The sequence below is a fragment of the Pseudahrensia aquimaris genome (assembly GCF_042676045.1).
GTDB classification, from domain to species: domain Bacteria; phylum Pseudomonadota; class Alphaproteobacteria; order Rhizobiales; family Rhizobiaceae; genus Pseudahrensia; species Pseudahrensia aquimaris.
Window position 1 is genome coordinate 196209 of the sequence record NZ_JBHTJV010000003.1, and the last position, 24304, is coordinate 220512.

Genomic DNA, 24304 nt, shown 5'->3' on the forward strand with positions numbered 1-24304 from the left:
ATCGGTGGGACAATACCGACCGACCCCTTCATTGCTTCAGTGCGCCTCCGCTGGGAGAGCCCGCCGCCCCTTTAACCAACTTGCCAGCCGATTTCCCGCTCACAGATCCCCGCCAGCCCATCGATGCGCCGTTGCAGCCTTTCACCATAAATATCTGCCAGCTCTTGCGGGACGCTGAGCACGACTTCTCCCTCATCCAATCGTTCGAAGCGTATTCTTGGCAACATTTCAGGCATCGCAGCCGACAGCAGATACGCCACCCGGAACAGTGCGCCCAGCAGCCTTGCCCGTTCCGCGATGCGCGGCGTAGCGACGCTCAAGATCGATGGTGCCGCATCATCGGCCATCAATCCCTCGTGGCGATAATATGTGGAGAGCGCGATATAGGCGCGACCGGGATGATCTATGCCGACGAAATTAGCGTTCGACAGGATGTTCAGCGCCTGCCCACCCCTGTAGTCGGGGTGAGAGCGCCAAGTTACATCCGCCAGCAGACAGGCAGCCTTGCGATAACGTTTTTCTGTGCGGCTTTCGTCCACGCCCAAAGCCGAAAACGCCTCGCCAGTCCATTTTGACAATTCACGGGCGTGTATCGGTGAACGAGCACGCAATACGGCCATTTCTTCAGCAGCCGTGATAAGCGGATCGGCCTTCTGTACGTTTTCGGGCAACAGCGAATAAAGATAGCCCTCGCGAACGCCAACGCCAGAAATGACGATGCGCTCCGGTTGCATCACTTTCATGATTTCGTAAAGAAGCGCGGCGCCATAGGGTAACAGTGCGCGGCGGCTGGAGGAGACCGCCTTCATGCCCCGTGCTTTCTCTGCATCTTGCGCCATCAGGCGCTTGCAGGTGTGACGAGCTTGCTCAGCCGTCAATTCGTAGTGGTGCATAACCGAAAGCGGATATTTGTAACGGGCTTGATGGAACCGGGCCATCGCTCGCCACGTGCCACCGATGGCGTAAAACGTGCCGCCTTTGGCTTCCAACAGCATGGGGTGTTTTGCGATGGACTTTTTGACCAAAGCACGAGCTTTGGCGACGCTTTCACCCGATGTTTCTTGGAGCCGTAAGCCTCCAAAAGGCAAGGATATTCCTTCGCCTAGCGGCTTGCGGTCTACGGGAACCAGTTCCACCGAGCCGCCGCCCATATCGGCGGAAATGCCTTTTGGCCGCTCGAAACCGCACACAACACCGAGAGCTGCGTAATGCGCTTCTTCCTCGCCGGTCAGAACATGAATTTCATGCCCAAGGATCGCCTCAGCCTGATCAATAAAATCAGGGCCGTTTTCGGCTTCCCGGGCGGCTGCGGTTGCTAAAGTATGGATCGAGTCCGCGCCAGCTTGTGCAGCCAACAACCGAAATCTGCGCAAAGCGGAAAGGGCCCGCTCAACGGCAACATCGTCCAGCCGGTTGGTCGTAGCAATATGGGCGCCGAGGCCACACAGGATTTTCTCGTTGAAAAGCGGTGTGGGCGAGCGCGACAGTCCCTCAAACACCACCAGACGCACAGAGTTCGAGCCGATGTCAATAATCGCGGTCGGTACGAGCTTACGAAGGCGGCCCTGCGCTCTCAGGATGGATTTTAGCGTGCGTGCGATGATCGAAGTCCTGATCGTGATGCCGATGCTGGGACAACTTAGCCCCTTCTGCCGCCATCCTTAAAGGCTTTGAGTTCACGAATAACCTTTGGCGCATCTTTTTTCAGGGATTTTCCACGGCCTGAGAGGCTCGTATTGGTCATAAACCACTGTTGCGCGCAAAACGGCTTCAACCCATCGTCCACAGTGATGCGCCTTGCGGTGCCGTTTTCCAGAATTTCCCAGCTTTGCTGATTGTCCATCAGGTTGCCCAGCATGATCTGGTCAAGCACCTGCTGATGCACTGTCGGGTTTTGCAACGGCACAAGTACTTCAACCCTGCGATCCAGGTTACGAGGCATCAGATCAGCGGAACCAGCGTAGACGATCGCCTTCTTCGACGGCAGGCCATAGCCGTTACCGAAGCAGTAGATGCGGCCATGTTCGAGAAAGCGTCCGATGATGGATTTAACGCGAATGTTTTCAGAGAGACCCTCAACTTGCGGGCGCAGACAGCAGATGCCGCGCACTACGAGGTCAATTTGAACGCCGTCGTTGCTGGCAGCGTAAAGCTCGTCGATCATCTTGGCGTCGACAAGGGAGTTCATCTTCATCCAGATTTGGGCTGGACGCCCTGCCCGCGCATGTTCTCGCTCTTTGTGGATTAACTCGGTGAGTTTTGGCCGCAATGTAGTGGGCGACATGAGCAGTTTTGATAGGTCTTTTGGCTGCGCGTATCCGGTGATGAAATTGAACACACAAGCCACGTCGAGCGCGATTGCGCTGTCGTCGGTGAAATAGGATAGATCGGTGTAAACACGCGCGTTGTTGGGATGATAATTGCCCGTGCCGATATGAACGTAGTTGCGCATCTTGCCGCGCTCACGACGAACGACTAGCGAGAGTTTCGCGTGGGTCTTCAACTCTATGAACCCATAGACGACCTGCACGCCAGCACGTTCCAGATCCCGTGCCCAACGGATGTTGGCCTCTTCATCGAAACGGGCTTTCAGTTCGACCAAAGCGGTGACAGATTTGCCCGCTTCTGCCGCCTCAATCAGCGCGGAGACGATGGGGCTGTCATTCGACGTGCGATAAAGCGTTTGCTTGATCGCTAGGACTTCGGGGTCAGATGCCGCCTGATGCAGGAAAGAAACAACAACGTCAAAACTTTCGTAAGGATGGTGGACGATGAAGTCCTTTTGGCGAATGGCGGCAAAGCAATCGCCGTTATGTTCGCGGATACGTTCAGGATAACGGGGGTTGTATGGCTCAAAGCGCAATTCGTCGGGACCAGCGGAGACAATCTCGGACAGATCATCCATCGAAAGCATGGCTTTCAAAATGCAAATCGCGGGCTCGGCAACGTGTGTTTCTTTCATCACGAAGTCGCGCAGGGTTTCCGGTGTGTCGTCAGTAAACTCCATGCGGATGACCGAGCCACGGCGACGCTCTTTCAGAGCCGTCTCGAACAGTCGCACGAGATCTTCAGCCTCTTCCTGAACCTCGATATCGCTATCGCGAACAACGCGAAACATCCCGCGCTCGCGGATTGTGTATCCGGGGAAAAGCCGGTCGATGAATAGGGAAATCAACTCTTCATTGGCGATAAATCGCAGCCCGCTTTCGCTCGGAAGGCGCACAAAACGCGGCAGGCTTTGGGGCAAACGAATGAGCGCGGTCATGGGTTTTCCATCGCTCTTTCGGTCAAGTTGCAAGACGACCGACAAGCCAAGATTGGGGATGAACGGAAATGGGTGTGCGGGGTCAATGCAAAGTGGTGTGAGCACGGGAAAGACCGATTCCAGAAAGCTCTGTTCAGCAGCTTTGCGCTCGCTCTTTTTCAGCTCATCGTGTTTCAAAACGAAAATGTTGTTCTGGCCGAGCAGTTCTTTCAGCTCTATCCAGACCCGAGCCTGCTCGGCCTGCAATTCGCCAATCTCTGCCGTCGCGCCCTGCAATTGTTCTGATGGAGTGCGGCCATTGTCGGAAAGCGTGGTTACGTGCTCACGCACCTGCGCTTCCAGGCCTGCTACGCGCACCATCAAAAATTCGTTGAGATTGTCCGCCGAGATAGAAAGGAATTTGAGACGCTCCAGCAGCGGGTGGGCATCATTGGCTGCCTCGCTCAAAACCCGGCGGTTAAACTGCAGCCAAGAGTATTCACGATTGATGAAACGCTCGGGGCTCGTCAGCAGATCAAATTCTGCAGACGCCTTCTCCGTCATTACATCGCTAACGGAGCTCTCATTAGGTGAGAGATTTTCTTGATCGGTGCGGTCCATATTGGCCTTGGTTGCAGCTAAGGTTGTACGCGGCGTTGGCGCGCGTGTCGATTGTGTTGCGTCAGCCTCACATTGGCAAGACTATGACTTGTGTGAAGTTAGATTACGTCAGATTTACTGCCGGAGCGTTGCCGCCGGCGAATTATTCTTCGCTTATGGCAAACGCGCTGCCCTGCAGACCCATTTGTCTGAGCGCTTCTGCAACAAGCGGGCGGGTGACGGCGCGTTTTTCCGCCAAAGACAAAACATCGAGCCGTTCCACCATTTCCTGTGCGCTGGCGAGCGAGCGTTCCATACGGGTGACGAGATATTCAATTACGCTTGGATCGACTTCAACCTGACGGTCGGCAAACAGTTTCGTCAAAACACCAGCTAGCAACATGTCATCGGGCTCGGAAATTTCCATTAAGTGTGCGGTCTTCATGCGCGACTGAAGATCAGGCAACACGATGCCCCAATCGGAAGGCCATCGGCGGCTGGTAAGCAGAAGATCGCCACCATTTGCCCGCAAGGTGTTGATGAGGTGAAACAACCAACTCTCGGCAAAATTGCCTTGGGCAATATCCTCCACCACCACGCTGCCAATTGATGGGTCATCGGGGCTGTCGAGCGATGGGTCGAGAAACCGTGCTTCGCTGCGGCTGGCCCAAATCTGGGCGAGATGGCTTTTGCCGGAACCCGTTGGCCCGGCGAGAATGGCTATGCGTGTGGGCCATTGCGGCCAGGAATCAAGAAACTCCACCGCATGGGTATTGGACGGTCCGACAATCAAGTCTTCACGCGCCTGCGCTGCCTGCAGCGGCAAGTGCAAGGGCAATTGCTCGGGGCGGGTGCGGCTCGCCACAGCTCTACTCAGCCGCCTTTTTAGAAGGCTTGGTGTCGCTCTCGCCGTTGTGACCTTTGTAGAGGGGGCTTTCCAGATATGTCTGAAGCGCGAACCGCACGAGCACGCCCAGTGCTGCCGCAACAGGCACCGCGACCAACAGGCCGGTAAAGCCAAACAGGGCGCCAAAGGCGGAGAGGGCAAACATCAGCCAGACTGGGTGCAGGCCGACACTTTTGCCGACCAAACGAGGCTGAAGGAAATTGCCTTCAACAAACTGTCCAACTGCAAACACGCCAATCACGATGAGCACCATTGGCCATTCTGGCCAGAACTGAACCAACGCTACGCCAACAGACAGCACCAATCCGATAATGGAACCGACGAAGGGAATGAAACTGATGAGGCCGACAAACATGCCGATCAGCAAGCCAAAGTTAAGCCCTACGACAGTGAGCGCCAAAGCGTAGAATGTTCCCAAGATAAGACAAACCGACCCCTGCCCGCGCACGAAACCGGCAATTGCGCCGTTCATATCGCGGGCCAACTGGCGGATGGTTTGCTTATGATCGCGCGGTAACCAACTGTCTACGCGGGCGATCATACGGTCCCAATCGAGCAGCAGGTAAAAGGCAACAATCGGCGTGATAACCAGCAGCGAGACCACATCAATGATCGCTTTACCCGACGACCAAATGGACGCAAGCACTGTGGATGCCCACTGGGTGCCCTTGCCAACAATGGAATCAAGGTTGTCGCGGATTGTTGAACCGCCCTCACCAATAATCCGCTTCAGAAGTTCGCTTTCAACGAGAAGAGCTTGCAACTGCGCAACATAGCCCGGCATGCGCTCAACAAAGCCTGCAAACTGCTGCGACAAGCTTGGAATAATCAGCAAAAATGCGAGCACGAAAAGGATGATGAACAGAAGCAGAATGATCGACGTCGCCAAAAGCCGCGATGCGCCCCATGTTTCCAGCTTGTCTGCTACCGGATCAAGAAAATAGGCAAGCGCCATACCAGCGATAAACGGCAGCAGAATGGAGCGCAGCAGCACCAGCATCAGCAGGAAGATGACCGCCGACAGCAGCCAGAAAATCAATTGTCGACGCATCCCTGGGGTCAACAACGGCTTGTCTTGTTCGCTGATGGCCATGAGTTCGCTAATTTCCTATTCGCCGGGTTCACGGCGTGAAGCGCGGGAGTCGAACTCGTCCGCACTCATCGGGGCCGCAGCGCCCGCAAGATGCTGGACGCCTTGCACTGTATAGGCGGCTGCGGAGCCAACCGTCAAAGCGCCGGTGATCCAAACCAAGACGGCAGCAGCGACAGGAAGAGACAATGCGAATGCCAGCAAGCCCAGTTCGAAACACGCAAGCACGATTTGCACCGTTGTGTTGGCCTTTGAAATCCAGATCGGCGCGATGGTCACGGGCCGGTTGAGCATGAAGCAAACCACGATGCCGAAGACGATCAAAACATCGCGGCTGACGACCAAAATTGTAAGCCATAGCGGAATGTGACCAAGATAGCCCAAAACAATAAACACCGATACCAGCATCATTTTATCGGCCAGCGGATCAAGGATCGTGCCCAGTTCGCTTTGCTGGTTGAAATTGCGCGCAATGAAGCCATCAACCGCATCGGACACCCCAGCAATCAGAAACAGCACGAAGGCAAGCAGCATATTATCGGCGATCATGGCCCAAACGATCATGGGAACGAGCCCAAGTCGTGCAAAGGTGATGATGTTAGCGATGGTCACAGGCGGTCACGTCCGATGCCGTTATGTCGCGGGCAAAAATGAAGGCCCAATAAGGCGTTTGCAAGCGAAAGTGTCAGTTTGAAGCCAAAACATGCTTACGTGACAGCGATTGACACCGAACAACATTGCAAGAAAGGCTAATATTCAGCGCCAACCAGCACCTGTTGAAGGAACAATCCATGCGGTCTCTCAGCTTTCTCTCACTGCTTTTTGCGCTCACAATGGCCAGCGGTGCGGCCCGCGCCAGCGACAGCCATGCGGGCTATTACTATCCTGAGCCGACCAGCCGGGAAACCTACACCGCATCTATGGCGCAAGGGCCGTCAGCTTCAAAGCGCTCACGGGTTGGCTTCACCGTTGGTATCAACAAAACGCAGCAGAAGCGCGGATATGCGCCGCGTTATCACATCTTTGCCAAAGGTGCAGATGCGCAAAAGCTGATTATCGTCGGCACTGGCTCGTCTGATTACAATACGCTGTTCCGTCTGCGCGCGCTGATGGCCTCGCTCACGGCTGACGCGCGTGCGACGCCGCTTTTTGCCAATATGCCGGAGCCGGAAAACCTGAATTTTCTGGATTTGTGCAAGCTGATTGGCTTTACCCAAGTAACCGTCAGCGACGGCGACACGCTGGCCCACCGCATCGATATACGATAATTCCGCTGACCCGCGGCGGTTTTCCACGGTTCGTTGCGTGCCAAGCCAAGACGCCGCCCATCGCTTGTTTTATGGAAAGCCGATGACCGAACAAAAAGATCACAACAAAAAGCCCCTGTCCTATGCCGATGCTGGCGTAGACATCGACGCTGGCAATGCGCTCGTTGGTGCAATCAAGCCCTTGATCGCTGCCACAATGCGCTCCGGTGCGGATGGCGAAATCGGTGGTTTTGGTGGCGTTTTTGATCTTAAAGCCACAGGCTACAAAGACCCGCTTTTGATCGCTGCCAATGATGGCGTGGGAACAAAGCTGAAGATCGCTATCGACACAGGTCGCCACAATACGATCGGCATTGATCTGGTCGCCATGTGTGTGAACGACCTTATCGTCCAAGGGGCGGAGCCGCTGTTCTTTCTCGACTATTTCGCGACAGGAAAGCTGGACAATGGGGTCGCGGAACAAGTGATTGCAGGAATTGCGCGTGGCTGCTCAATGGCCGGTTGCGCATTGATTGGCGGCGAGACGGCAGAAATGCCCGGCATGTATGCTGATGGCGACTACGATCTGGGCGGTTTTTCGGTTGGTGCCGTGGAGCGAGACGAATTGCTGCCGCGCAAAGACTTGCAAGCTGGCGATGTCTTGCTGGCGCTCGGCTCAGACGGTGTTCATTCCAACGGCTATTCGCTCGTGCGCCGGGTCGTGGAGCGCAGCGGGTTGGATTGGAATGCCACAGCGCCTTTCGATGGTCATGCTGCGCTTGGTGATGAATTGCTTGAACCCACGCGGATTTATGTGAAATCAGTTTTGAACACCCAAAAGCAGACCGGGGCAATCAAGGCGCTGGCACACATCACTGGTGGCGGTTTGCCCGAAAACCTCCCCCGCGTTTTGCCCGAGGGTGTGGGGGCGGAAATTGATCTTGGTTCTTGGGTTCCACAGCCCGTGTTTGGCTGGCTGAAAGATGTTGGTGGCATCGACGGGTTTGAAATGCTGCGCACGTTTAATTGTGGTGTCGGAATGGTGCTTGTTGTTTCGCAAGATGACGAAGCGGCGGTGATAAAGGCGCTAAAAGGCATGGATGAGAAAGTCTGGCGCATCGGCCAGTTGACGGCAAGCAACGAAAAATCGGTCGATTTTCTCAACAACACGGTCTGGGGTTAGCGCTTTGGCGAAATTGAAAGTCGCGGTACTAATCTCCGGGCGCGGCACAAATATGGGTGCATTGGCCCGCGCAACAATGGATCCGGACTTCCCCGCCGAAATTGTTTTGGTCATTTCCAACCGACCCAATGTGGCTGGGATCGATTTGGCCATGGAGCACGATCTGCCCTACGCCGTCATCGACCACAAAGACTTCGATAGCCGCGAAGACCACGAAGCCGCAATGAGCGCAGCGATGGAACAGGCAGGCACAGAACTGGTTTGCCTTGCCGGATATATGCGGATTTTGACCGAAAGTTTTATCAAGAGCTGGCGCGGCAAAATTTTGAACATTCATCCAAGCCTGTTGCCAGCGTTTCGCGGCGTGGACACGCATGAGCGGGCTCTGGAACGCGGCGTCCGGGTTCATGGCTGCACGGTTCATTTCGTCAATGCCGAACTGGATGACGGACCCATTGTGCTCCAAGCCGCTGTGCCGGTTTTGCCGGACGATACGGCAGAAACGCTTTCACAGCGCGTATTGGAGATGGAACATGATATCTATCCGCGCGCACTGGCCCTGATCGCCAACAAGAAGATCCGTTGGAGCGGAGACTCGTCCGTCCAAGATGTCGACGTGGTGATAGACGATGTTCTAATTGGACTTCAAATCCCGGATGCAGAACCGGAGCAAGACGCTTAAAGCCGTTCTATTCTCACATGAACGTCGTGAAATGCTGCACCACCGTGGGGAGCGGTCGCGTCTGCGCCAGTCAGCGTGTTGATCCCTGCCCCACCCTCGTGATCGGCGTTTTTGTGCAAACCCTCGGCAATGAGGACGTTTTCTTTCAGTCCATCGAATAAAACTGCATGGAGTATGACCGCACCGCGTTCGTTGCTAAGCCGCACTCTTTCGCCTTCTGCGATGCCCTCGCGGTTGGCGGCATTTGGGTGCATCATGACCTTAGGCACACCCTCTTTCTTCCGTGATGATGGCGTCTCGGAAAACGACGAGTTCAAGAATGACCGCGCTGGTGATGTGGCAAGCCGGTACGGATGGGCGCTATCGGCCTCCTCCAGCACATCCCATTGATCCGGGAAAGTTGGCATTGTTTCCACTGCGCCTTGCAAGCCCACATCTTTGGGCGGCCTGCCCCATGGCACGTTTTGCCAGTCGGCTTTGAAATGGAATTTGCCGTCCGCATGGCCAAAGCCATTGATGTAATGACTGGTGTCGAAACCCGGTTGGCAATCAATCCACTTGTCGCGGCGAATGTCTTCCAGCGTGCCACGGTTGGAACGGCGCAGCAGATCGTCAATAAGTTCGTTTGACGAAAGGCCGAAACCCGGTTGATGCGCAACGCCCAAGCGTTTGGCGAGTTCTTCGATGACGAACAGGTTTTCTCGGCAGTGTTCCGGCGCATCAACAAGCTTCGGCCCCAGCAAGATATGCTGATGGCCACCGCCGCGGTAAATGTCGTCGTGTTCAACAAACATCGTCGCTGGCAAAACCAAATCTGCCACCTGCGCGGTTTCGGTCATGAATTGCTCGTGAACGACTACAAACAGGTCTTCGCGGGCAAAACCCTGTTTGACCAGCGCCTGTTCCGGGCAAACATTCATTGGATTGGTGTTTTGGATCAGCATGGCCGTCACCGGCGGGCCATTTCCCAGCGCATGTTGATCGCCCGTTAAAATGCGCCCGATCTTTGATTGATCCAATGACCGAATACCTGGGCTGATCGTGCCTTTGATGAAGGAGCTATCCATGCCGTAAATGTCAGCGTTGGAATGCATCGCCCCGCCGCCTTCCACCTGCCAAGCGCCCGTAACCGTAGGGATGCAGGTAGCCGCGTGCATGGCGACCGCACCGTTGCGGGTGCGGGTGAAGCCGTAGCCGAGGCGGAAGTAGCTTTTCTTTGTGATGCCTACCAAGTGAGCGAAGGCTTCGATTTCTTCAACTGAAAGCCCCGTAATGTCAGCGGCCCACTCGGGGGTGCGGCTTTGCAAATGTGCTTCAAATTCTTCCGGCAAGTCGCTGTACCGGCTCATATATTCGCGATCAGCCATGCCATCGCGGAACAGCACATGCATGACCGCGCAGGCCAAAGCCGCATCCGTGCCCGGTTTGAGAACCAGTCCCAGGTCAGCCTGTTTGACCGTGTCGTTTTCATAAATGTCGATCACGACGATCTTCGCACCGCGCTCTTTGCGCGCTTTGACGGCGTGGGTCATGACGTTGATCTGGGTAGCGACCGCATTCGTGCCCCAAATCACCACGCAATCGGCCTTTGCCATTTCGCGCGGGTCTGGCCCCATCAGTTTGCCTGTGGCAGCGGAAAAGCCTGTCCATGCATTGTTGACGCAAATCGTGTCGAATTGGCCGGAATAGCCCTTGGCGTGGCGCAGGCGTTGGATCGAATCGCGCTGCACAAGCCCCATCGTACCGGCATAGAAGTAAGGCCAGACCGTCTCAGCCCCGAATTTGGCTTCAGCCGCGAGAAACTTCTCCGCGATAAGGTCCAACGCCGCCTCCCACGAAATGCTGCCCCATTCGCCAGAACCCTTGGCGCCCTTGCAAATGCGCGGCTCAAGCAACCTGTCGGGATGGTTCAGCCGTTCGGCGTAGCGCGCAACTTTCGCGCAAATCACGCCGTCGGTGTATGTGTTGGATTTAGCGCCGCGCACGCGGCCAATCGTGTTACCGACGACTTCGACCTCCAGTGCACAGACGGAAGGGCAATCATGGGGACAAGCCGAGGCTGCCATCGTGGTTTTGGTGTGCGCGTTCATCACTTAGCTGTAGCTCCATTTTGCGCTGCCTGCTAGCACAGCCGCAGGTCAATCGAGAAAGCTCAAACCATGAATTACCGCCACGCCTATCATGCAGGCAATTTTGCCGACGTGGTTAAGCACATCGTTTTGACGCGGCTCGTCACCTATTTACAGCGTAAGGATAAAGCCTTTCGCATCTTTGACACCCATGCAGGCATTGGCACATACGATCTTACTTCCGAGCAGGCTCAGAAGACAGGCGAATGGAAAGAAGGCGTGAAACGGGTGCGGGAAGCCCGTGAAATGCCCGCTCAAGTGCGCGAAATCATTGTTCCTTGGCTTGCTGCCGTTGAAACGGAGCCGGAGGGTTTCTACCCCGGTTCGCCGCAGATCGTTCGCCATTTGATGCGCAAACAGGACCGCTTGACGCTTTATGAATTGCATGAGGAAGACTTTGCCGCCCTGTCTCAAAGATTTAAGGGCGACTACCAGACCCGCGTATTGAACCTTGACGGCTGGCTGGCCGCAGGTGCCCATCTGCCACCCAAGGAAGGGCGCGGGATGGTGCTGGTCGACCCACCGTTTGAGGTCGGAAATGATTTCGACCAGATGATCGACACGCTGCAAAAGGCACGCAAACGCTTTGCTGGCGGCACTGTCGCGCTTTGGTATCCGGTGAAACGCCGCGAACATACCGACGAATGGCTGGGCACGCTGCGGGCGCTGGAATTTCCCGACCTTCTGAACATCGAACTTTACATCCGCGAGCCACGCAAACCCGGCATGTTGAACGGTTGCGGTATGGTCATCGCCAATCCGCCCTACACGCTAAAGGCTGAAATGAACGCGCTGTTGCCATGGCTCGCCAAGATTCTGGCGCAGGATAAAGGGGCAGGCTTTCGGATACAGGATTTGTCTAAACGATAATCGACATCTGGGCTTTTATCACACAGCGCCCTGCTTTAGGTTGCACTATGGACACGACTATCGTAGCCGCGTGGTCCGCACAAACCTTCTTGGGGAAGAATACATGCGTTTGATTTCATTTTGTCTTTTGGCTCTGGCTATGGCCGTCATCGCGCTTACACCAGCGCGTGCGGGTCTGGTGGAGCCTCATATCCAGCCGCATTTGCAGTCTTTTCCCCATTGCGATGATCCCAAAGTGCTGAAGCAAATCGTAGAAAAGTTCAATTGGGCCGAGGACAACACTTGGCACCGTGGCTTCGTTCTCGACGGGCTGGAACACACCCGCGAGAGGCAGGTTCACGACAGCGACCACACTGCCATTCCCCGCCGTTATTGCCGCGCACATGCCCTGTTGAGCAACGGCAAGCACCCAACAATGCTGTATCTCATTGAGGGCGGACAAGGCTTTGCCGGCACCGGTTTCAACGTCGAATTTTGCATCAATGGCCTTGACCCTTGGCGGGTTTATGACGGCTCTTGCCGCGTTTTGAACTACTAGGAAAAACCCATGAAATTGCTGACCGCTTCCGCGTCCCCGTTCGCCAATAAAGTGCGGATGGCAGCACAGTTTGCCGGCATTCCGCTTGAAGCTGTTGCCGTCGATGCCGGCGCGCAACCGCCCGAATTGCTCGCCGCCAACCCGCTGGGGAAGATACCTTGCCTCGTGCTGGATGATGGCACTGGCCTGTTCGACAGCCGCCCGATAACCCGCTATCTGCACAACCGTTTCGACACGGCGCTTTATCCCGATGAGAAGAGCGAAGCTGCAATGCGCGTTGCCCGCTACGAGGCGCTTTGCGATGGCATCTGCGACTGCGCCGTTGCCTATCAATACGAAAAACGCATGCGGCCGGAAGAGAATTGGCATCAGCCGTGGCTCGATCGCCAATGGACCAAGGCCAAAGCCGGCCTGCGCGAAGCGGCCACGGAACTGCCACCGACTGGCGAAGATGCCGACATTCGTTCAATCGCGCTGTCTGCAACGCTCGGCTATCTGGCGTTGCGCTTCCCTGGCGAGTGGGAGGCGGAAAATCCCGAACTTGTCGATTGGTCAAGCCGATTTGATGCAGCTCACCCCTCTGTTTCGGCCTTGAAACCAAGCGCGTGATCCTTATTTAAACGCTCATTGCAATCGCATCCGCAGCGGCATGTCTCTCGGCGCCGCTTTCTTTTTGGGATGCAGCCATTTCGTGAAGTTGCTTCCATGCTCGCCTATCCACTGTTTGCCATCGGTCTTTTCTTTCTCGTCTATGGTGGCGACTGGTTGGTGAAAGGCTCTGTTGGGCTGGCAGAGCGCCTGTCCATACCGCCGCTCATCATCGGTTTGACCATCGTTGCCTTCGGCACCTCTGCACCCGAACTGGTGATTTCGCTCAACGCCGCATTGGGTGGTGCTGGCGGTTTGGCGGTAGGTAATGTGGTTGGCTCAAATATCGCTAATGTTCTGTTGGTTCTCGGCGCACCAGCGCTCATCACGCCCATCATCTTTGCCGATCATGGCGTAAAGCGTTCGCTGATATTTCTGGTTATCACGACTGTCATTTTTATGGGTATGTTGGCGACTGGCACATTGGGCCGGTTGTTTGGTCTGGTACTTTTGGTGATGTTGGCCTCATTTCTGTATATGCAATACCGCGATGCGATGAGCCAGAAAGCTGCTGACGCGGCGGCGGCTGCAGAAGACGACTATCTTGACGAAGTGGGCGAAGTGCCGACGGAAACGCGCACAATCGTCATTTATATTTTGATGGGCCTGATCGCTTTGCCGCTGGCAGCCCATGTCACCGTTTCGGCTGCGACCGATATTGCGCTGCAATGGGGCGTCTCGGAAGCTGTCATCGGCTTGACGATTGTTGCCATCGGAACGTCCCTGCCTGAGTTGGCAACGGGCATCAGCGCGGCACGACAGGGCAATGCTTCAGTTGGTGTGGGCAATGTGATCGGCTCTAACCTGTTCAATATCGCGGCTATCATGGGCATCACGGCCACAGTCATCCCCGTGGGCGTTGCTGCTCACATCATCAATTTCGACATGTGGGTGATGTTCGTCGCGACGTTGTTCTTGATCGCGCTGCCACTGCTAAACATCAAGATCGATAAGGGCATGGGAGCGCTTCTGCTCGGTTTCTTCTCTGTCTACATTTTGGCAACTGTCCTGATCACATGAGCGGTCTTTCCCCTGCACCCAAAGCTGTATTGATTACAGGCGCTGGCGTTCGCCTTGGCCGGGCAATGGCGATTGACATGGCGGCGGCTGGCTATGCGGTTGCGGTGCATTACAATTCGTCTGCCGACGCGGCCAACGAGGTGGTAGCGCAAATCACATCCACTGGTGGCAAAGCAGCAGCCGTTCGGGCGAATCTTGCCGATGAAGCGGGAACGCAAGCGCTCATTGGCAAGGCCGTTGATGCGATCGGTCCGCTTGGCATGGTGGTCAACAACGCATCGGTTTTTGAAGATGACGCGATGGGCGACGAACGCACACTGTGGGACTTGCATTTCAACGTCCACCTGCGCGCACCCAGCCTGCTTGCCGCCGCTTTTGATGCGCAACTGCCAGCCGATACAAGCGGCTTGATTGTGAACATCATCGACGAAAGGGTCTTGGCGCTGAACCCGAAATTCCATTCCTATACCCTTTCTAAGTCGGCGCTTTGGACGGCAACGCGCACAATGGCGCAGGCACTGGCTCCGCGCATCCGCGTAAACGCTATCGGACCGGGGCCAACGCTGCCGAACTCGCGGCAGACGCAGGCGGATTTCGATGCGCAAGTGAATTCCCTGCCGTTGAAAATTGCACCTGAACTCTCCGACTTCGCCAAAACGCTGCTGTATTTTGCCGATACGCCCAGCCTCACAGGCCAAATGATTGCATTGGACGGCGGGCAGCATTTGGCATGGCAAACGCCGGATCAGTCGGTCGCGGAGTAAACCGCTGAGCAATGCCATGCGACGCCGCGCCCCCCTGCCCGTTTGCTGCCCGAGCGTGATAAGATCGCACCATGACCGACTCAACACTCCCAACAGAAACCGCTGAGAAAGACACCGCAATCATTCGGGCAAAACCGCGCGATTCCGGCGATGTTATGTGGGAAGAAGCGGCACAATTGAGCGATTTGCGCGGTGCAGCGCTTATCGGCGATTTGGTCAAACGTTTGCCAGCCAAGCCTGGCGTCTATCGCATGATGAACGCTGCCGGCGATGTGCTTTATGTTGGCAAAGCGAAAAATCTGAAAAACCGGGTTCAGAACTATGCACGCGGCATCGGCCACGGCGGCAACCGCACGGCGCGGATGATCGCCGAGACTGCGGCGATGGATTTCATTACCACGCACACAGAAACTGAATCGCTCCTGCTGGAAGCAAACCTCATCAAACGCCTGCGACCGCGCTTCAACGTGCTGATGCGCGACGACAAGTCGTTTCCCTATATTCTGCTTTCTGGAGATCACGAAGCGCCCGGCCTGTTCAAGCACCGCGGTGCGCGCAACCGGAAGGGGCAGTATTTTGGACCGTTCGCATCCGCCGGTGCGGTTAATACCACCATTAACGCGCTGCAACGCATATTCTTGCTGCGCACGTGCACCGATTCTTTCTACGCCGCCCGCACCCGCCCCTGCCTGTTGCACCAGATTAAGCGCTGCGCCGGGCCATGCACCGGCGAAATCTCGCAGGAAGACTATACAGCACTGGTGAAGGAGGCTCAGGGCTTCCTCACGGGAAAATCCAGCACGTTGAAAACCGCCTATTCGGAACGGATGCAGAAGGCTTCTGACGAGCTGGATTTTGAAACCGCCGCCCTTTATCGCGACCGCCTCGCCTCGCTGTCTCACGTTCAGGCCCACCAAGGTATCAACCCGCAGACGGTGGATGAAGCAGATATTTTTGCCGTTCACCAAGAGGGCGGACAATTTTGCATTCAGGTGTTCTTCTTCCGCACAGGCCAAAACTGGGGCAACCGGGCATATTTTCCGCGAGCGGACAAAAGCTACGAAGAGGCCGAAGTTATGGCCGCATTCGTTAGCCAGTTTTATGACGACAAGCCTGTGCCGAAGCTGGTTCTCGTTTCGCACGAAATTGCAGAAGCTGATCTCATTGCAGAGGCACTTTCTCTGAAGGCAGAGCGCAAGGTTCAAATCTACAAGCCCCAACGCGGTGAAAAGCGCGAACTGGTTGAGATGGTCGCACGCAATGCACGCGAAGCGCTGGGCCGAAAACTCGCAGAAGGCGCAACACAGACGAAATTGCTGGAGGGCATCAAAGAGACCTTCGGGCTGGAGCGGGTACCGCGTCGTATTGAAGTGTACGACAACTCTCACATCATGGGGACAAATGCCGTTGGCGGAATGATTGTTGCTGGGCCGGAAGGTTTTGTGAAAAACCAATACCGCAAGTTCAATATCAAAGACGAAGATATCACGCCCGGCGATGACTACGGAATGATGCGTGAAGTGTTCATGCGTCGTTTTTCAAGGTTGCTCAAAGAGCATGGAGAGCGCGGCGAGGATGAACACGCTGATAAAGATGCCGTTGGCCCTTGGCCTGATCTGGTTTTGATAGACGGCGGTGCGGGGCAATTGTCTGCCGTGCGCGAGGTTATGAAAGAACTTGGTTTGTCGCAGGAGCAAGTGCCACTGGTTGGCGTTGCCAAAGGCATTGATCGGGATGCTGGACGCGAACGGTTTTTCATGCCGGGCAAGCAGCCTTTTAGCCTGCCGCTGCGCGATCCTGTTCTCTATTTCATCCAGCGTATGCGCGACGAAGCGCACCGATTTGCCATCGGCACGCACCGTTCCCGACGCAAGAAGGATATGGTGAAAAATCCGCTCGATGAAATTCCGGGCATTGGCCCCGGTCGCAAGCGGGCAATTCTGCACTATTTCGGCTCTGCCAAATCTGCTGCCCGCGCCGGCGTGGAAGATTTGAAAAAGGTCGATGGCATTTCAGAAGCCATGGCACAGACGATTTATGACCATTTCCAAAAGGGCTGATACGAAAAGGGCATATACTCCATTGAATTTAGAGCACCGATAGGATTGAGATGCGGGTATGACCGTCGATACCAAAATCAAGCGCGAAGCCGGGCCGTGGAGCATTCCCAATCTGCTCACCTATGGCCGTATCTTGGCTGTGCCGTTGGTTGTGCTTTGCTTCTTTCTGGAAGGCCGGTTGCAGACATTGGATCAGGCTACGGATTTTACCCGTTGGTCGGCGCTGGCGATTTTCGTTATCGCCAGTTTCACCGATTTTCTTGACGGCTATCTTGCCCGCATTTGGGAACAGACCTCCTCTCTCGGTCGTATGCTGGATCCGATCGCAGACAAACTTCTTGTTGCTGCCTGTCTGTTGCTCCTTTCTGCTGACGGCACGATTGCCGGTTGGACCACCTGGGCGGCGATTATCATCTTGAGCCGCGAGATCCTCGTTTCCGGTTTGCGCGAGTATCTGGCTGAACTGAAAGTTTCTGTTCCTGTAACGAAGGTTGCGAAGTGGAAGACCACGCTTCAGATGATCGCTATCGGCTTTTTGCTCGCCGGACCGGCGGGCGAGAAGGTTTTGCCTTATACGATTGAAATCGGGCTTGCCCTGCTTTGGGCATCGGCTGTTGTTACGCTCTATACTGGTTGGGACTATTTCCGCGCTGGATTGAAGCATATGATCGTCGACTGATCGAACGCCGCTTGCACTTCGCGTTCGCTACACTTTGAGGAATGGGAGTCAGGTTTGGTTAAGCTAATCTACTTTTCATGGGTCCGGGAACGGGTCGGTTTTAACGAAGAAGAAATCGAACTGCCGGATGGTGTTGCCACGGTTCGCGATCTTCTGGGGTGGTTGCGGACGCGCGGGCAGAACTATCAGCACGCACTTGAATTTCCCGAGATCATCCGCGTCGCTCTCGACCAAGAGCACGCGAACCACGAAGACACTGTCGGGACCGCAAAGGAGATTGCGCTGTTCCCGCCCATGACCGGAGGATAATCCATGGAATCGCGAATTCCGACAATCAAAGTGCAGACTGCGGACTTCAACGTCGCTGCCGAAATCGAAAAACTTACTCATGGCCGCACCGATATCGGCGCTGTTGTAAACTTCGTTGGCCTGTGCCGCAGCGAAGACGACACGCTGGAAGCGCTGGAGCTGGAGCACTATCCCGGCATGGCCGTGAAGCAACTTGAAGCGCTCGCCCGCGAAGCGACTGACCGCTGGCCGCTTGATGGCGTGACGATCATCCACCGCCACGGACGCATTGAACCGGGCCAGCAGATTGTGCTTGTGGTCGCCACCAGCATGCACCGCGACGCCGCTTTTGAGGGCGCTCGTTTCATGATGGATTATCTGAAAACCGACGCACCTTTCTGGAAGAAAGAGCACAAAGTCGGCCAAACAGACGGAAGCTGGGTCGACGCCCACGATGCCGATCTGATGGCCCGCCAGCGGTGGGCTTCCTGAACCCGACAGACTTAGCAAAGATCAGTGACGCCACCTTGTCCCGTTCGGGCGGGGTGGCGTTTTCTGTTTGAGAACGAGCAGCCGTTAAGCGGTCGCTCCAGACCCACCCGTCGTTATTACGGGGCTGGGGCAGCCAAAACCCGGAACCCAGTTCGGTGTGGGTGGGCCTCTCGGCACTGGATCCCGGACTCCGGCTCAGGCGGCTCCGGGATGACGACGTTGGGGTTGGGTGCTGGAAGGTTGTTGATTTACCAGAACAGCCTAAACCGCCAAATCCACGTCTGCGTGAAATTCATCGCGGTAGGGTTTTGCGCCCTTTGGCAATTCGCGCTTGAGCCAATAGTGCTCGCCGTTCATCTGACGACGCCAGACACTCCACATCTCCTTGAAGCCATCGAGGAAACCCGAATTTGGTTCCGGCAGATCGTGTTTGATCAGGTCGTGAAGTTTTGGCAGCGCGTGATACGGCACCATCGGAAACATGTGGTGTTCGACGTGGTAATTCATGTTGAGATAGATGAAACGGCTGATCGGGTTCATGTAGACCGTGCGCGTGTTCAGCCGGTGGTCCAGCACGTCTTCTGCAAGGCCGCCATGTTGCAACAGGCCGGTCAAGACGTGGTGCCAAGCGCCGTAGAGGCGCGGCAGGCCGATGACCATGAGCGGCAGCATGGATTGCATGGCAATGGCGGTGAGGATCACGGTTGTGTAAATTGCCACCCACCAGCGCGCGACGGCGATCATTTTGGGCTGTTCCGGCTTCGGCACATACAGCGCCTGATCGGCGGTGACGGTGCCTGTGGCGTTGATCACCATGGTTTTAAGGCCGTTCCAAGCGTCCAGAATGCCCACCATGTTCAGCGCAGCGACCACAAGATTGGGCGGCTGCATAATGTTGATCTCGGGATCACGGCCCACGATGATTGTATCGCTGTGGTGGCGCGAATGGCTCCACCTCCAGCCGATCGGGTTTCGGATCATGCAGAAGCAGGCGATCTGATAGGTAACGCGGTTCATCCAGCGGGTCTTGAACGCCGTGCCGTGGCCACATTCGTGCCAGCGGCTGTCGCTCGCCGAGCCGTAGAGTACACCATAAGCCAGCCAAAACGGCGCAGACCACCAACTCGGCCAGAGCGCGATGGCTGTGACTGCGAAGACAACCATCAGGCCCAACCAAATGATCGTATCGCGGATGGCCGGACCGTCCTTGCGCTCCATCAATTCGCGCAGTTTTTCGCGGGGCACGTCTGTATGGTACCACTGCGCCGCCACAAGCCCGCGCTCGACGGCCTGTTTGGCGCTTTCGCCGTGGAGAGAATAATCGCGGACGGTCGCGCCGCGCTCTTCCATTGTCAATGTCATCGCCGAAACCTCCCTCAGCCGCGTCTGTTGTCAACACTATCGCGATGCGTGGCAAAGAAAAGTCCAAAGAAGCCGCAACCTATGACTCTTTGTCTCGCTTTCATGGGTGTTTTGACGCGGCGTGGCCTGTCAATGTGGCCGAAACGGTCGGGTGTGAACGCAGGACTTTTATCGTGGTGAAATCTGTTCTCATTCTCGGCAGTGCGCCTGATGCTGTGCGCGCGCGGGATTTTGACACCGCTGCGCTTGATGCTGTCGTCGCGTTGAACAACGCATGGCAGATCATCCCGGGTTGGAGCCACGCGATCTATCCGGAAGACTTTCCCGATTCCAAACACCCAAGCCCCAGCGCGGCGCAGCGCGTGGTGACCTATGAAGGCTATGTGCCCGCCAACAATGCATATGGCGGCATCGTTTATGCTGGCGGAACGATGGCTTTCACCGCTGGTTATTGGGCGCTGGCGACCTTGCGGCCGGACGTCATGATGTTTTGCGGTTGTGACATGGTGTATGATCATGTGAACGGCAAATCGCATTTCTACGGGTGTGGCGAAGCCGACCCTCTCCGCAAGGATCCAACGCTTCAATCGCTGAAAGCCAAGGCAAACCGCCTCATGCTGCTGGCGGCATCGCAAGGTTGTGCAGTCGCAAACCTTTCCGATCTTCCCAAAAGCCGCCTCACTTTTCCCTCACTCAATCATCAGCGGCTTAGCCATTTATCGGCGCCAGACCATGCGCGGCTGCTTGGAGAAATTGAAGCGGGGACAGATGTGGACGAGATGCGCTGCGCTTTGGCCCACGAAAGCCACGCGGAGCAATTCGTTGAAAGTGGTGATTATTGGAACGCGATGGAGACGCTTGATCCTGCGGCGTTGCGCAAGATTGACCGGGTTTGGGAGCGCGCTTTCACGGCGCAGGACAAAGAAAAACCCGGCAACGCTTGAGCGCGACCGGGTCTTTGCAAAAGACTTAGGTAAGACTGGCTTAGCCGGCGATGTCGCGCTCAGCAAACCAGAAGGCGATCTCGCGAGCGGCTGTTTCTGGTGCGTCGGAACCGTGGACGGAGTTTTCTCCCAGCGACAATGCGTATTCCTTGCGGATCGTGCCGGCGTCGGCTTCTGCCGGGTTGGTTGCGCCCATCACTTCGCGGTTTTTCGCAATCGCGTTTTCGCCTTCGAGAACCTGAACGACCGTTGGGCCGGAGGACATGAACTCTGTCAGCTCACCGAAGAAAGGACGCTCGGAGTGTTCGGCGTAAAATGCTTGCGCATCGCGCAGGCTCATGTGGACGCGCTTGGAAGCGACGACACGCAGGCCAGCTTCTTCAAGATGGGCGGTGATTTTGCCCGTCAGATTGCGTTTCGTTGCGTCGGGTTTGATCATGGAAAAGGTGCGTTCGATGGCCATCTTTGTGGTTCCTGAAAAGTTGAAAACGGGGAGGATTGGCGCAGCCTATAGCGAAGCCGTGCGCGGGCCGCAAGAACTTAGCTACGTCAGCGGCCAACCGCTCGCGCCCGTGGCGATGAAAGCACCGTTGCGATAACCCGGCTTGCCATATCTCAGCGCGGTTCCGTCGCTCGCCATCATATGCCCGCCAGCAGCCCGAAGGATCGCATCGCCAGCCGCCGTGTCCCATTCCATAATCGACGAGAAGCGCGAATAGAGATCGGCTTTGCCTTGGGCGATGAGACAAAACTTCAAAGACGAGCCGATGGTCGCCGCGCTGCCCTTGTGATGTTGCGCGAGCCAATCGTCGGTTTGCGCGTCGCGGTGGCTGCGGCTGACCATCGCCACACCGCCACCTGCGGGACGTTCGCGGGCTTCGATGACATGGGTGCTGCCGCCGGTGGAAAGTGCTGCCCCCTCGCCCACCACGCCTGCAAATAGCTGGTCGAGCATCGGCGCGTAGATTGCGCCAAGAACGGGCGTGCCGTGCTCGATGAGCGCGATGTTGACGGTAAACTCGCCCGTGCCGTCGGTGCGCAAAAACTCTTTGGTGCCGTCCAGCGGATCAACGATAAAAAAAGCGTCCGCTGGCGGGAGGTCGTGGTTTTCCGGCGTTTCTTCGGAGATGATGCGGATTTCCGGCGCGATAGCGGCCAGTCCTTTTTCGATGATGGCGTTGGCGGCTTTGTCAGCGCGGGTGACGGGGGAACCGTCATCTTTAATTTCGGCTTCTGTCCCTTCGCGATAAATTTCCGCGATAACCCGTCCCGCCTCGCGCATGATCGGAAACAGGTCTTTCAAAATGTTGGAATGACGCGAACGGGCAGGATCGTGGGTCATGGTGGTTCCCTATGCTGCCAACTGCGCCTTGCGGCCATCGCCGTCATACATATCGAGCAGCGCGTTCAACCAGCGGGCCATGTTGTTGTCTTTCGGCAGGAAAGTGTCGCCGGTGAAAATACGCAGCCATTGCAGCGCACCGAAAGCCACGTAGTCGGCAAATTGCGGGTTTTCGCCACCGATGAAATCCTGCTTTTTCAGAGTCAGTTCCAGCGGCACCAGCGCCTTGTTGAGCGCGTCGGGCGTCTTGGGGAATTTGGCGTGGAATTCCTCTAGCGTCATGCCAAAAACCTTCTCGCGGGTGGTGCGGAAGAAAGCCTGATCTTCCGGCGCGAGCGCGTTGTAAATGTCCATGAGGCACAATTGCACCACGGCGGGGTGAAGCTGGGTTTGCGTCCAATTGATGATGAAAGCGGTGAGCGCTTCATCGCCGATCAGCTTTGGCTTATCGGGGTGTTTTTCATCCAAATATTTGGCAATCTCGAAACTGTCTTCAACGACCGTATCGCCATCGCGCATGATCGGCACGCGCCGCCCTTCGCCCTCGGTAGAGGCTACCTGCGTGAAGGGCACGGGAACCGTCTCGAAATCCAAGCCCTTGTGGGCCAGCGACAGGCGGGTTTTCCAGCAATGGGGGCTGAACAAAAGAGTATCGTGCGCGCCGCACAGTTCGTATAGCTTGATGGTCATTGGTAACAGTCTTCCGATTGCGTGGCCTTCCGCTTACCACGCTGTCCAAATCGGCAAAAGCTCTGGGGAGCGTTCCATGCTTGAAACTTTTCGCACGTTTGCCCGCTACAACGGATGGGCCAATACCTTGCTATACGATGCGGTGGCTGAACTCGACGACGCCGCCTTCAACAGCGATTGCGGCCTGTTCTTCCGCGATCTGGCGGGCACGCTCAATCATCTGGTTGTTGCCGACCAAATCTGGATGCGTCGCTTCACCGGCGAAGGTCCGACGCCGACAACGCTTGACGGGCGCCCCTACCCGCAATTCGCTGATCTGCGCACGGCGCGGGAGGCGCTTGATGCACGTATCATCAAGTGGACCTTGAGGCTGAATGAGGCGGCCGTGAACAGCGAGTTCACCTATACGCCCGTCACGGACCCGACGCCGATTACGCAGGTGATGTCGGCAACGCTGAGCCACTTCTTCAACCACCAGACCCACCATCGCGGCCAAGCCCATGCGGCGCTGACTCAACTGACGGGCAAGGCGCCGAGCATGGATCTCATCTATTTCCAGCGCCACGAACGCCTTCAGGACGCTTCGTGAAGCGCGACCGGATAGACACTTTTGCGGCAACCAGCCTGATCGCGTTTTCGGCGCTGTTGGGGTTGAACCAGGTGATGATCAAGGTCGTGAACGCTGGTTTGCAGCCAGTTTTTCAAGCCGGTCTGCGCTCATTGATTGCCCTGCCCTTTGTCGTGGCGTGGTGCCTGTGGCGGGGCAAGAAAATGGGCTTTGGCGAGGGCACGTTCTGGCCCGGCATTTTGTGCGGCATGCTGTTTGGCGGCGAATTTATCCTGCTGTTTCTGGCGCTCGACTACACAACCGTTTCCCGCACCGCGATTTTCTTTTACACGATGCCCTTCTGGCTGGCGATTGCCGCACATTTTCTCATTCCCGGCGAACGACTGACCACAGTGCGCGTCTGTGGGTTGGTTCTGGCTTTCGCAGGCGTCGTGCTTGCCTTGTCGGAAGATTCCGCAACGCTGGGGCCGGACGCACTGCTGGGTGATTTTCTTTGCCTGATCGCCGCAATGATGTGGGGCGGCATTGCGCTGGTGGCACGCACCACGGCGCTTTCGAAATCAACGCCGGAAATGCAACTCATCTATCAATTGCTGGTCTCGGCACCGATGATCCTTTTCGCCTCGCTGTTTTTTGGCGATTTTGTGCGCGAGTTGGAATGGTATCATCTCGCCATTCTCGGCACCCAGTCGGTTGTGGTGGTCGCCTTCGGCTTTGCGTTCTGGTTCTGGATATTGTCCGTCTATCCCGCATCAGACATGGCGAGTTTCGGCTTTCTCGCGCCGGTTTTCGGCGTGTTTTTCGCTTGGGCAATTCTGGGGGATGAAGTCGGACCTGTGCTGATCGTTTCGCTGGTCATGGTGGGCGCGGGCATTGTGTTGGTGAACCGAAAGCCAAAACAGGCGGTTGTCGAAAACGCCGCCGAATAAGGCCTTGCGCACCTCGCCGCTTTGGCCC

General features: G+C 56.3%; 25 protein-coding genes. 15 read left to right on the forward strand and 10 right to left on the reverse strand.

Annotation, left to right across the window (positions count from 1 at the left end; translation table 11 throughout):
* Nucleotides 1-71: 71 nt before the first annotated feature.
* The 5 genes from ppx to ACFQ14_RS04480 all read right to left on the reverse strand — a co-directional run bounded on the left by ppx (nt 72) and on the right by ACFQ14_RS04480 (nt 6453).
* Nucleotides 72-1601, reverse strand: coding sequence for an exopolyphosphatase (ppx, locus tag ACFQ14_RS04460; RefSeq protein WP_449301296.1), 1530 nt, complete (start codon nt 1599-1601; stop codon nt 72-74).
* A 38-nt stretch (nt 1602-1639) separates the two neighbouring features.
* Nucleotides 1640-3808 carry an RNA degradosome polyphosphate kinase gene (locus tag ACFQ14_RS04465; RefSeq protein WP_377211499.1) on the reverse strand — a complete coding sequence of 723 codons (2169 nt, stop codon included), beginning with the start codon at nt 3806-3808 and terminating at the stop codon, nt 1640-1642.
* Between the two features lie 199 nt (nt 3809-4007).
* Nucleotides 4008-4709: an HdaA/DnaA family protein gene (locus tag ACFQ14_RS04470; RefSeq protein ID WP_377211500.1), complete on the reverse strand. Its 702-nt coding sequence runs from the start codon at nt 4707-4709 to the stop codon at nt 4008-4010.
* A gap of 4 nt (nt 4710-4713) precedes the next feature.
* Nucleotides 4714-5844 carry an AI-2E family transporter gene (locus ACFQ14_RS04475; RefSeq protein WP_377211501.1) on the reverse strand — a complete coding sequence of 377 codons (1131 nt, stop codon included), beginning with the start codon at nt 5842-5844 and terminating at the stop codon, nt 4714-4716.
* Between the two features lie 15 nt (nt 5845-5859).
* The gene (locus ACFQ14_RS04480; RefSeq protein WP_377211502.1) at nt 5860-6453 is read right to left on the reverse strand and encodes a CDP-alcohol phosphatidyltransferase family protein; all 594 of its coding nucleotides are present in this window, start codon (nt 6451-6453) and stop codon (nt 5860-5862) included.
* 179 nt (nt 6454-6632) lie between these two features.
* Between ACFQ14_RS04480 and ACFQ14_RS04485 the strand changes: the two genes are divergently transcribed.
* The 3 genes from ACFQ14_RS04485 to purN all read left to right on the forward strand — a co-directional run bounded on the left by ACFQ14_RS04485 (nt 6633) and on the right by purN (nt 8953).
* Nucleotides 6633-7109, forward strand: coding sequence for a hypothetical protein (locus ACFQ14_RS04485; protein ID WP_377211503.1), 477 nt, complete (start codon nt 6633-6635; stop codon nt 7107-7109).
* Between the two features lie 82 nt (nt 7110-7191).
* Nucleotides 7192-8271 (forward strand): phosphoribosylformylglycinamidine cyclo-ligase, encoded by a 1080-nt coding sequence (purM, locus tag ACFQ14_RS04490; RefSeq protein ID WP_377211504.1) that lies wholly within the window; start codon nt 7192-7194, stop codon nt 8269-8271.
* Nucleotides 8272-8275: 4 nt separating this feature from the next.
* Nucleotides 8276-8953, forward strand: coding sequence for a phosphoribosylglycinamide formyltransferase (gene purN / locus ACFQ14_RS04495; RefSeq protein ID WP_377211505.1), 678 nt, complete (start codon nt 8276-8278; stop codon nt 8951-8953).
* Here the strand turns inward: purN and ACFQ14_RS04500 are convergent.
* Nucleotides 8950-11043, reverse strand: coding sequence for a molybdopterin-dependent oxidoreductase (locus ACFQ14_RS04500; RefSeq protein WP_377211506.1), 2094 nt, complete (start codon nt 11041-11043; stop codon nt 8950-8952). The two genes, purN and ACFQ14_RS04500, sit on opposite strands and share 4 nt — an antisense overlap.
* Nucleotides 11044-11112: 69 nt before the next feature.
* Here ACFQ14_RS04500 and ACFQ14_RS04505 point away from each other — a divergent pair, with 69 nt between their 5' ends.
* The 9 genes from ACFQ14_RS04505 to ACFQ14_RS04545 all read left to right on the forward strand — a co-directional run bounded on the left by ACFQ14_RS04505 (nt 11113) and on the right by ACFQ14_RS04545 (nt 18441).
* Nucleotides 11113-11952 carry a 23S rRNA (adenine(2030)-N(6))-methyltransferase RlmJ gene (locus tag ACFQ14_RS04505; RefSeq protein ID WP_377211507.1) on the forward strand — a complete coding sequence of 280 codons (840 nt, stop codon included), beginning with the start codon at nt 11113-11115 and terminating at the stop codon, nt 11950-11952.
* A 103-nt stretch (nt 11953-12055) separates the two neighbouring features.
* Nucleotides 12056-12490, forward strand: a complete 435-nt coding sequence (locus ACFQ14_RS04510) for a hypothetical protein (protein ID WP_377211508.1) — start codon at nt 12056-12058, stop codon at nt 12488-12490.
* A gap of 9 nt (nt 12491-12499) precedes the next feature.
* Nucleotides 12500-13099 carry a glutathione S-transferase family protein gene (locus ACFQ14_RS04515; RefSeq protein ID WP_377211509.1) on the forward strand — a complete coding sequence of 200 codons (600 nt, stop codon included), beginning with the start codon at nt 12500-12502 and terminating at the stop codon, nt 13097-13099.
* Between the two features lie 96 nt (nt 13100-13195).
* Entirely contained in the window at nt 13196-14158 is a 963-nt protein-coding gene (locus ACFQ14_RS04520; RefSeq protein ID WP_377211510.1) for a calcium/sodium antiporter, read from the forward strand.
* Complete coding sequence (locus tag ACFQ14_RS04525) at nt 14155-14922, forward strand: SDR family oxidoreductase (RefSeq protein WP_377211511.1); 768 nt, start codon at nt 14155-14157, stop codon at nt 14920-14922. The genes ACFQ14_RS04520 and ACFQ14_RS04525 overlap by 4 nt, the downstream gene beginning before the upstream one ends.
* A 155-nt stretch (nt 14923-15077) precedes the next feature.
* On the forward strand, nt 15078-16982 hold the full coding sequence (gene uvrC / locus ACFQ14_RS04530; RefSeq protein WP_377212074.1) for an excinuclease ABC subunit UvrC: 1905 nt from the start codon (nt 15078-15080) through the stop codon (nt 16980-16982).
* Nucleotides 16983-17040: 58 nt separating this feature from the next.
* On the forward strand, nt 17041-17661 hold the full coding sequence (gene pgsA, locus ACFQ14_RS04535) for a CDP-diacylglycerol--glycerol-3-phosphate 3-phosphatidyltransferase (protein WP_377211512.1): 621 nt from the start codon (nt 17041-17043) through the stop codon (nt 17659-17661).
* Between the two features lie 54 nt (nt 17662-17715).
* Nucleotides 17716-17970, forward strand: coding sequence for a molybdopterin converting factor subunit 1 (gene moaD, locus ACFQ14_RS04540; protein ID WP_377211513.1), 255 nt, complete (start codon nt 17716-17718; stop codon nt 17968-17970).
* 3 nt (nt 17971-17973) lie between these two features.
* Nucleotides 17974-18441, forward strand: a complete 468-nt coding sequence (locus ACFQ14_RS04545; protein WP_377211514.1) for a molybdenum cofactor biosynthesis protein MoaE — start codon at nt 17974-17976, stop codon at nt 18439-18441.
* Between the two features lie 261 nt (nt 18442-18702).
* Here the strand turns inward: ACFQ14_RS04545 and ACFQ14_RS04550 are convergent, their stop codons facing one another.
* Nucleotides 18703-19803 carry a fatty acid desaturase family protein gene (locus tag ACFQ14_RS04550; protein WP_377211515.1) on the reverse strand — a complete coding sequence of 367 codons (1101 nt, stop codon included), beginning with the start codon at nt 19801-19803 and terminating at the stop codon, nt 18703-18705.
* Between the two features lie 173 nt (nt 19804-19976).
* Between ACFQ14_RS04550 and ACFQ14_RS04555 the strand changes: the two genes are divergently transcribed.
* Entirely contained in the window at nt 19977-20747 is a 771-nt protein-coding gene (locus tag ACFQ14_RS04555; protein ID WP_377211516.1) for a hypothetical protein, read from the forward strand.
* 40 nt (nt 20748-20787) lie between these two features.
* Here ACFQ14_RS04555 and ndk read toward each other — a convergent pair whose 3' ends face one another.
* The 3 genes from ndk to ACFQ14_RS04570 form a co-directional block, all read right to left on the reverse strand.
* Nucleotides 20788-21210: a nucleoside-diphosphate kinase gene (gene ndk / locus ACFQ14_RS04560; protein ID WP_377211517.1), complete on the reverse strand. Its 423-nt coding sequence runs from the start codon at nt 21208-21210 to the stop codon at nt 20788-20790.
* 81 nt (nt 21211-21291) lie between these two features.
* Complete coding sequence (gene cysQ / locus ACFQ14_RS04565) at nt 21292-22089, reverse strand: 3'(2'),5'-bisphosphate nucleotidase CysQ (protein WP_377211518.1); 798 nt, start codon at nt 22087-22089, stop codon at nt 21292-21294.
* A 9-nt stretch (nt 22090-22098) separates the two neighbouring features.
* Nucleotides 22099-22779, reverse strand: a complete 681-nt coding sequence (locus ACFQ14_RS04570) for a glutathione S-transferase family protein (protein ID WP_377211519.1) — start codon at nt 22777-22779, stop codon at nt 22099-22101.
* Nucleotides 22780-22855: 76 nt separating this feature from the next.
* Between ACFQ14_RS04570 and ACFQ14_RS04575 the strand changes: the two genes are divergently transcribed.
* Nucleotides 22856-23368 (forward strand): DinB family protein, encoded by a 513-nt coding sequence (locus ACFQ14_RS04575; protein WP_377211520.1) that lies wholly within the window; start codon nt 22856-22858, stop codon nt 23366-23368.
* A complete protein-coding gene (locus tag ACFQ14_RS04580; RefSeq protein ID WP_377211521.1) occupies nt 23365-24276 on the forward strand; it encodes a DMT family transporter in 912 nt (303 codons plus the stop codon). The genes ACFQ14_RS04575 and ACFQ14_RS04580 overlap by 4 nt, the downstream gene beginning before the upstream one ends.
* The last annotated feature ends 28 nt before the right edge of the window (nt 24277-24304 follow it).

What these genes read in the sequence shown, in the direction of transcription:
- ACFQ14_RS04505 (WP_377211507.1), top strand. Translation starts at nt 11,113, where the DNA reads ATGAATTACCGCCACGCCTATCATGCAGGCAATTTTGCCGACGTGGTT.
- ACFQ14_RS04515 (WP_377211509.1), top strand. Translation starts at nt 12,500, where the DNA reads ATGAAATTGCTGACCGCTTCCGCGTCCCCGTTCGCCAATAAAGTGCGG.
- ACFQ14_RS04550 (WP_377211515.1), bottom strand. Translation starts at nt 19,803, where the DNA reads ATGACATTGACAATGGAAGAGCGCGGCGCGACCGTCCGCGATTATTCT.
- uvrC (WP_377212074.1), top strand. Translation starts at nt 15,078, where the DNA reads ATGTGGGAAGAAGCGGCACAATTGAGCGATTTGCGCGGTGCAGCGCTT.
- ACFQ14_RS04485 (WP_377211503.1), top strand. Translation starts at nt 6,633, where the DNA reads ATGCGGTCTCTCAGCTTTCTCTCACTGCTTTTTGCGCTCACAATGGCC.
- cysQ (WP_377211518.1), bottom strand. Translation starts at nt 22,089, where the DNA reads ATGACCCACGATCCTGCCCGTTCGCGTCATTCCAACATTTTGAAAGAC.
- ACFQ14_RS04520 (WP_377211510.1), top strand. Translation starts at nt 13,196, where the DNA reads ATGCTCGCCTATCCACTGTTTGCCATCGGTCTTTTCTTTCTCGTCTAT.
- ACFQ14_RS04575 (WP_377211520.1), top strand. Translation starts at nt 22,856, where the DNA reads ATGCTTGAAACTTTTCGCACGTTTGCCCGCTACAACGGATGGGCCAAT.
- ACFQ14_RS04570 (WP_377211519.1), bottom strand. Translation starts at nt 22,779, where the DNA reads ATGACCATCAAGCTATACGAACTGTGCGGCGCGCACGATACTCTTTTG.
- ACFQ14_RS04475 (WP_377211501.1), bottom strand. Translation starts at nt 5,844, where the DNA reads ATGGCCATCAGCGAACAAGACAAGCCGTTGTTGACCCCAGGGATGCGT.
- ACFQ14_RS04510 (WP_377211508.1), top strand. Translation starts at nt 12,056, where the DNA reads ATGCGTTTGATTTCATTTTGTCTTTTGGCTCTGGCTATGGCCGTCATC.
- ACFQ14_RS04545 (WP_377211514.1), top strand. Translation starts at nt 17,974, where the DNA reads ATGGAATCGCGAATTCCGACAATCAAAGTGCAGACTGCGGACTTCAAC.
- ACFQ14_RS04525 (WP_377211511.1), top strand. Translation starts at nt 14,155, where the DNA reads ATGAGCGGTCTTTCCCCTGCACCCAAAGCTGTATTGATTACAGGCGCT.
- ndk (WP_377211517.1), bottom strand. Translation starts at nt 21,210, where the DNA reads ATGGCCATCGAACGCACCTTTTCCATGATCAAACCCGACGCAACGAAA.
- purM (WP_377211504.1), top strand. Translation starts at nt 7,192, where the DNA reads ATGACCGAACAAAAAGATCACAACAAAAAGCCCCTGTCCTATGCCGAT.
- ACFQ14_RS04465 (WP_377211499.1), bottom strand. Translation starts at nt 3,808, where the DNA reads ATGACGGAGAAGGCGTCTGCAGAATTTGATCTGCTGACGAGCCCCGAG.
- pgsA (WP_377211512.1), top strand. Translation starts at nt 17,041, where the DNA reads ATGACCGTCGATACCAAAATCAAGCGCGAAGCCGGGCCGTGGAGCATT.
- ACFQ14_RS04500 (WP_377211506.1), bottom strand. Translation starts at nt 11,043, where the DNA reads ATGAACGCGCACACCAAAACCACGATGGCAGCCTCGGCTTGTCCCCAT.